4 protein-coding genes are annotated in these 7,488 nt (G+C 33.7%); 2 read left to right on the forward strand and 2 right to left on the reverse strand.

What is annotated here, in order from left to right; all coding sequences use genetic code 11:
- Together VFS71_RS18135 and VFS71_RS18140 are read right to left on the reverse strand one after the other, a co-directional pair.
- A partial coding sequence (locus VFS71_RS18135) for a DUF4919 domain-containing protein (protein WP_326403030.1) occupies positions 1-417 on the reverse strand: 417 nt, incomplete at its 3' end.
- Between the two features lie 93 nt (positions 418-510).
- Positions 511-1,404, reverse strand: a complete 894-nt coding sequence (locus tag VFS71_RS18140; protein ID WP_326403032.1) for an alpha/beta hydrolase — start codon at positions 1,402-1,404, stop codon at positions 511-513.
- Between the two features lie 1,257 nt (positions 1,405-2,661).
- Here VFS71_RS18140 and VFS71_RS18145 point away from each other — a divergent pair.
- Positions 2,662-5,817 carry a TonB-dependent receptor gene (locus tag VFS71_RS18145; protein ID WP_326403033.1) on the forward strand — a complete coding sequence of 1,052 codons (3,156 nt, stop codon included), beginning with the start codon at positions 2,662-2,664 and terminating at the stop codon, positions 5,815-5,817.
- 22 nt (positions 5,818-5,839) lie between these two features.
- Positions 5,840-7,351 (forward strand): RagB/SusD family nutrient uptake outer membrane protein, encoded by a 1,512-nt coding sequence (locus VFS71_RS18150; RefSeq protein ID WP_326403035.1) that lies wholly within the window; start codon positions 5,840-5,842, stop codon positions 7,349-7,351.
- Positions 7,352-7,488: the final 137 nt, after the last annotated feature.

Raw genomic sequence — 7,488 nt, forward strand, 5'->3', positions numbered from 1 at the left:
AACATTATCCCCTTTTAAATGATAAATATATCCTAGGTAATTCATCTGTCTCAAATCAAACGGAAATAAGCTAATAGAATGCTCTGATAATTTTATTATTTCGTCATAATCCTTTTCGTATATTGAATCACTAGTGAAATATTTACCTAATTTTTCCTCATCTGGCGACCTATAGTAAGCATCGTATTTTGAGTTAAAAACATATCCAAAATACAAATGTCGATAATCCTCATTAGTCAATAATGTATCATTGGAAATCATTCTTTCCAATAATTTTGGATAATAATAATTCGATTTTTTGTCCTGAATATTCTTTTTGATTAATTCGTAATCCGGTGCCTTAAAACTTATTTCTTGTGCATAAGTCTTACTGAACGTTGCAATTAAAATTGCAGTTATTAAAATTATTTTCTTCATATACTTTTTTATTTTCTAAAATTCAACAAAACGCCCAACTGGCTTCGAGTTTGTATTTTTTTAGACTTAACCCAAATATACAAAAAGCAGTTTCTAAAAACCCCTATCGCCACCTTCGATTTTATGATACTTGGTTTTAAAAAAATCTTCCACTTTCTCATTAAACTCATCAGAGTATCTCACTAAAGTCGAATGCCCTGAGTTGGGAAGAATCCACAGATTAGCATTGGGAATACTTTCAAAAATGTTCAAGGTATGTGCTGGTCGGATCACATCTTGATCGCCGCCAATAACAAGTGTTGGAGCCTTAATCTTATGAAGGTCATCTATTGCAATATGGGGTTGCTCAATCAACAACTTCATGTATTTATAAACAGTTGAGTCTAAAGGAGTCTTGGCTCTTTTCTCCTTAAACATATTGACAAACATATCGTATGTCTTTTTGGTGCTTTTTAAAATATCCGGTGAAACTGCAGTAGAGTCTGGTTGCAAGTTCGCTCCCGTAATTGCCAACTTTTTTACTTTTTCCGGATGTCTAATGGCAAGTAACAGCCCATTTATTCCACCATCGCTCCAGCCTACAACATAGGCCGAATCTATTTTCATTTCCGTCAATAAGGCTGCATAATCATCGGCCATCATTTCGTAAGTAAGGGCATCAGATTTGTCAATTGATTTACCATGAGCACGGCTGTCGGCAACGATTACTTTATATTTTTTTGAAAAAAAAGGAATCTGTTTTACAAAAGCATTGATGCTCGATCCATTCCCATGAATAAACAACAGTGGTTCCCCTGAGCCATAGATTTCACAATACATTTTAAACCCTCTGATAGTATAGTATTTTCCAACTTTTTCGTTTTTTCCATAGATCGTATGACTCACTAAACTATCATATTCTTTGGCAGCCTTTGAAGCAGTATTCTGACTATAGGATACAGTTGTCGTTAAAAAAACCGAAACTAAAAACAAGGTTATTTTTTTCATGATGCTTTAATAATTTTCAATTCAATAACAAACTAGCACTTCAAATGTATGACACGATTTTTTTTATTCTATTTTGACTCGTTTGATTTTTACAATACAACTAAGTTAATATATTAAATTCAACCCAATGGATTGTTTAAATCAAAACTGCTCAAAGTGATCTCCAATTTATAGATTAATTCGATTTATAGACAAATCCCAAATTGTTTTTGCACCCCTCCTTTTAAATCTTAGAAAATTAATATCATCTTATTAAAACCCTACCAGTTTATTCTAAATTATACTAAAATACAATCTAATATGGACAACCTTAATCTTTATTTTTTTATTTTAAATCAATCCTTTTTTTAACAAAGTCTGTTTCCATTAATCTATGATTTCATCATAATAAACTACCCAATCTACTATTATACAATTAAAAAAGTGTAATAAATACATTATTCTTTACAAAATATCATAACCTAATTCACAAAAATTGATAACCTCTTGTTAACTCTTTAAGTACAACAGGAAAGATACATCCTAAAATTACAGAAATCAAAAACTCCCTTTACTGGTAGGGTCGAAATTGAAATGCAAAAGAACTAAAAAAACAATGTTCTGATGTCCATTTGGCATTACAATCTGCAATCATAAATTTTGAAAAAATATATTTTAAACACATAACAAATCAAACTATTTTTCTTCGCATTTCAATAATTTCCAAAATTAAGAACGTCGAAAACAGTTCAAAATTCGCGACCGTTATGAAACAGTAACCAAACGCTTACCAATCACAAATAATACTATATTAACTCAAACTTTGCAAGAATTATTCATTTTCTTCTGTATTCCTTTTACGTCGAACAAACTGGTAGGTACTAGTATGCGGCTGTTTTAAAACTTCTCTATTTTTGAAACCGATCTTTATATAAAAAAGAAGCTAAGTCAAAGCATATTGTCAAAAAATAGTATGCATTATTGATAAAAATTCAATTTAACGTTAAAAAAATTATTTATATATAAAAACAAAAAAAGCAAAACTGTCATATTTATCATCAAACACTACCAATTAAGTCGGTTTTTTAGGGTTTGTTTATCCTCAATTTATTTTACAAAATGATATTAACATCATTTTTAAGGCAAACAAAAAAAATTAAAATAGTATCAATAATCAATTTATATTTTATAAAAAAGGAGGTGAAAAAAATATAACAATTAGCAAATGGAGATAAAATATCTTCCGATTTTTTAAACTATAATCTTAAACTATCTCATATGAAACAATCAATACCACTATTTAGGAGTGCTATTTATGTCGCTCTTTTTTTATGCGTTGGATTACCTAATGCCATTCATGCACAGGATAACAATCAAAACAAAAGTGCTACAAATACTATTACTATTAAAGGAAAAATAACCGATAAAAAAGGTAACACACTACCAAATGTAAATGTCATTGTAAAAGGAACTAAAATCAGTACAAATTCTGATTTTGATGGTTCATATAGCCTGACAATTCCTTCAACGGTAGTAGCTCCAAGTATAACATTTTCATACATTGGATTTACAGAACAAACGGAGCTTGTAGACAATCAAACCCAAATTAATATCTCCCTACAGGACGAAACCAATAAATTGGACGAAGTAATTGTTGTGGGTTACGGAAAAATGAAAAAGAGTGATGTTACTGGAGCCATTTCATCAGTAAAAAAAGAAAGCATAGAGCGTAGAACTACCGCTAGTGCCGCAGAGGCGCTACAAGGATTAGTTTCCGGTGTAAGCGTTCAAAAAACGGGAGGGCTAGCAGGTGGTGGCGTAAGTGTAAAAATAAGAGGGGTGAATACCTTTGGAAACACGGAGCCTTTATATATCATTGACGGCTTCCAAGGGTCAATTAATACCGTAAGCCCAAACGATATTGAATCAATGGAGGTTCTTAAAGATGGAGCTGCGGCAGCTATTTACGGATCACTTGCTGCAAATGGAGTTATTTTGGTAACAACAAAAAATGGACAAAAAGATGGTGTAAAAGTTGATTTTACAGCTTATTTAAATAGTTCTTCTGCTGCCAATCAACTTGAAATGCTTGATGCCAAGGGATACCAGACGGTGACCAAAAACATTTATGATAATTACAATCAATATTCAAGTCAACCTGTAGCTTTACCAGCTTACATCACTACTCCGGCAACGGCCAACACCAATTGGCAAGATGAAGTTTTCCGCACCGGACTGGCACAAAACTACGGTTTAGGAATACAAGGTAAAGACGGAAACGTAAAATATGCGCTATATGGTAACCTTGTCAAAGAAGAAGGAATTGTAATTGGTAATGATTTTGAAAGACAAAACGCAAGTGCAAGACTTAGTTTCAAAAAATCAATTTTTGATATCGACGCCAAAATGGCTTATATAGGAACACAAAGTGAGCTTCCAACATTCCAATTGAAAGAGGTGTATTCCATTTCGCCATTAGTTCCTGTATATGATGCCAATGAAACTTACGGATATGGATTAACCAATAAAAACGGCTTACCTTCGTACACCAACCCTGTAGCGGAGCAAAATTTCAATTCAAGAATAGATAAAGGACAAGATTTTACTGCAAATTTTGGGGTAACCGCCAACATTGCCTCTTGGATAAAATATAAAATTGCTTATTCGTATCGCGTAACGAATAACCAATTAACGGCACATAATCCACCTTATATTGCCAATAATAAAGAGCCACATTTATATACAGTACAAAGTAATACAAATACACATTGGGATAACCAAATATTAGACAATATACTTACCGTTGATAAAACTTTTGGGGATCATACTTTCAATTTAATGTTAGGTAATACCTTAAACGAAATGTCTTCAGAATGGACAGGTGTTGAAGTAGAAGGCAAGACTACTAACTATACGGTAGAAAATGGGCAAATTGTAACTTCAGAACAAGCTGCTGGATTTTTAGATTCAAGCTTTGAAACTATTGGCGCCGGAAAAGGGGGGACTTATAATGCCGATGGTTCAAAATACCAATACAATAGATTATCCTATTTTGGTCGTTTAAATTATTCCTATAAAGACCGTTATCTTCTTCAAATGAGTTTGAGACATGATGGCTCTTCAAAATTTGGAGAGAACAGTCGTTACGGTACATTTCCATCAATTGCTTTAGGTTGGAAAATTGAAAAAGAAGAATTCTATCCTGACAATTTCTTCATGTCTAATTTAAAATTACGTGCGAGTTGGGGACAATTGGGTAGCGAATCAGCATTGGGTTATTATTCTTCCAGTGCCTTAATCACTACTGGAAATAATTTAAAATATGGTTATGTCCAAGGAAATGGAAATAATCCTTGGCCAGGAAGTATTGCAACTACATTGGAAAATAAAGATCTACAATGGGAAACAACCGACTCTAAAAATATTGGAATTGATTATACAGTTCGAGGAGGCAAACTAAGCGGATCTATGAACTATTACTACAATACAACTCAAGACTTGTTGATTATTAAAAAAATTGCTCCTTCGGCCGGAATCAATGATCCAATTCTTAACGTAGGTGAAATCAGTAATAGAGGATTTGAATTTGAAATTAATTACCGTAATAAAGTAAATGAATTCAACTATAATGTAGGATTCAATCTAACTACCCTTCAAAATAAAGTCGTGTCACTCGCCAATGAAGGCCAAGTAATTTATGGAGAAGGCTTAAAATTTGGAGCTGAACATTTTCCAACTCAAGCTCACGTAGGAAAACCAATTAGTGCTTTTTATTTATATCAAACCGACGGTATTTTTCAATCTATGGATGAAGTAAACGCCTATAGTAAAAATGGTAATTTAATTCAACCAGACGCAAAACCTGGAGATATTCGTTTCAAAGATATAAATGGCAACGGAACTATTGATGAAGAGGATAAAGTGTATTCTGGAACTGGACTGCCTAAACTGGAAGCCAATCTTATTTTGGGAGCCAATTATATGGGATTTGATTTTTCAGCTTTAATAGGAAGTGCTTGGGGAAACAAACTGTATAATGGAAACAGATATTTCTACGAATCTATGAATAATGGTACAAACATGCTAGCTACTACCCTTAATGCATGGACTCCTGAGAATCATAGTAACATTCCACGCGCCGTTTTATCAGATCCTAACGGAAACAGCCGTGAATCAACACGTTTTCTTGAAAACGGTGATTTTATACGTCTTCGTCAATTACAATTTGGATATACAATTCCTGAAAAATTCTTAGCAGGAGCAAAAATTGACAAATTGAGATTCTACGTAGGTGCCGAAAATTTATTTACAATCACTAACTATCAAGGTATTGATCCTGAATTTTCAAGATCATCGGTTCTTAATACTGGTGTAGACCGTTTTGTATATCCTTTTACAAGATCATTCGTATCGGGTGTCCAATTTAATTTTTAATAAAATCTTTAAAAGCACAATTATGAAAAAGACATTTTATATATTTTCAATCGTAAGTTTATTCACTTTAGTTGGATGTAGTGATTTTTTAGATCAACAATCACCAGATGAACTTACTTCTCAAAATTTTTGGAGAAACAAATCAGATGCCGAAGCAGGATTGGCGGCAACTTACGCCCAATTGGAAGGCTCTACTGATGAATGGGCATTTTCGGAAGTAAAATGGTCCGTCGAAGCATACCGCGAAGACATTTGCTTATTGGGTAGTGATGCTCAAAATTATCAAAATTGGGTAGAACTATACGCTTTTAATTACACCAATGGTAACAGTCAATTTACTAGTTATTGGAATAATAATTATAGAGGAATAAGCAATGCCAACCAAGTTATTGATAAATTGAAACAAATTCCTTCATCAACTATAAGTGATAGTGACAGAGCAAAGATTGAGGCAGAAGCCCGTTTTCTTCGTGCCTATTACTACATGAAATTACTGCTGAATTGGGATCAAATTATTATTCGAAAAAAATACATCACAGATCAATCCGAATTAAATGCTCCTTTATCGACTCGCGTTGAAGCTTGGGATTTTATCACCAGTGAGTTAAAAGCCGTCGCAGCTATACTCCCAACAGTACAGCCGAGTGACAATACGGGTCGTGCCACCAGTGGCGCGGCGAATAGTTATCTTGGTTTTGCTTATTTAACTCGTGCCTACGAAGAAACCGCTCAAAAGCAAGCACACCTCAACGAGTCTATTACTGCCTTAAATAAGGTTCAAGGATATTCCCTTGTTAAGAATTACGGCAGTATGTTTGATGGAAGCAATGAGAATTCACCAGAATCCATTTTTGAATTACAATTTTCTGAAAATACAGCAAATGGGGCTTCCTATCGTACGGCTATCCATTACTGGATGGCAGCAAGTGAACTGGGTGGATGGGATGAAATTCTACCAAGTCCCATGTTGATGGACGAATACAAAAAAGAAGGTAAAATAGCCACTACTGGCGGCTATGATTCTCGTTTGTACAGTACCATATTCTTTAAGGATCCTTATTTTAATGATCCTGCCAATCCACTTTTGTTTGGAAAAACATATGATGAACGTTTTGGTGATACCGACAAACCTGTATTCCGTAAATTCATTCCAACTACTCAGGAAAAAATGGATCAAGAATTCATTGGTCTAAATATTCCTCTTATGAGATATTCTAATGTATTATTAATGCAAGCAGAAGCACTAAATGAATTGGGGCAAACAGCCGCAGCGATACCTTTAATCAATCAGGTGCGCACTAGAGCTGATATGCCAGGAATGGCGGGTAGCACTTATGATCAAGTGAAAGCTCAAATTGAGCACGAAAGGATTATTGAGTTTCCTCAAGAAAACTTCCGCTTCTATGATTTACGCCGCTGGGGAAAAACAAAAGCAGCTCTAGACGCTATTGGACGAAATGGTTTTGATCCTGCAAAAAACAATTTTTATCCAGTTCCTTTAACAGAGCTTCAATCCAATCCATTGGCTAAATAATTATAAAATAACATTTTATAAAACAAAAAAGACCTTTAGAAAATTTCTAGAGGTCTTTTTTTATTTTAGGGTTAGTTACATCATCACCCAATTTAATTTTAGCGTCTTAATGGTTATATAATTTTTAAATCTGCCAT

The sequence above is a fragment of the Flavobacterium sp. genome (genome assembly GCF_035760125.1).
GTDB lineage: Bacteria > Bacteroidota > Bacteroidia > Flavobacteriales > Flavobacteriaceae > Flavobacterium.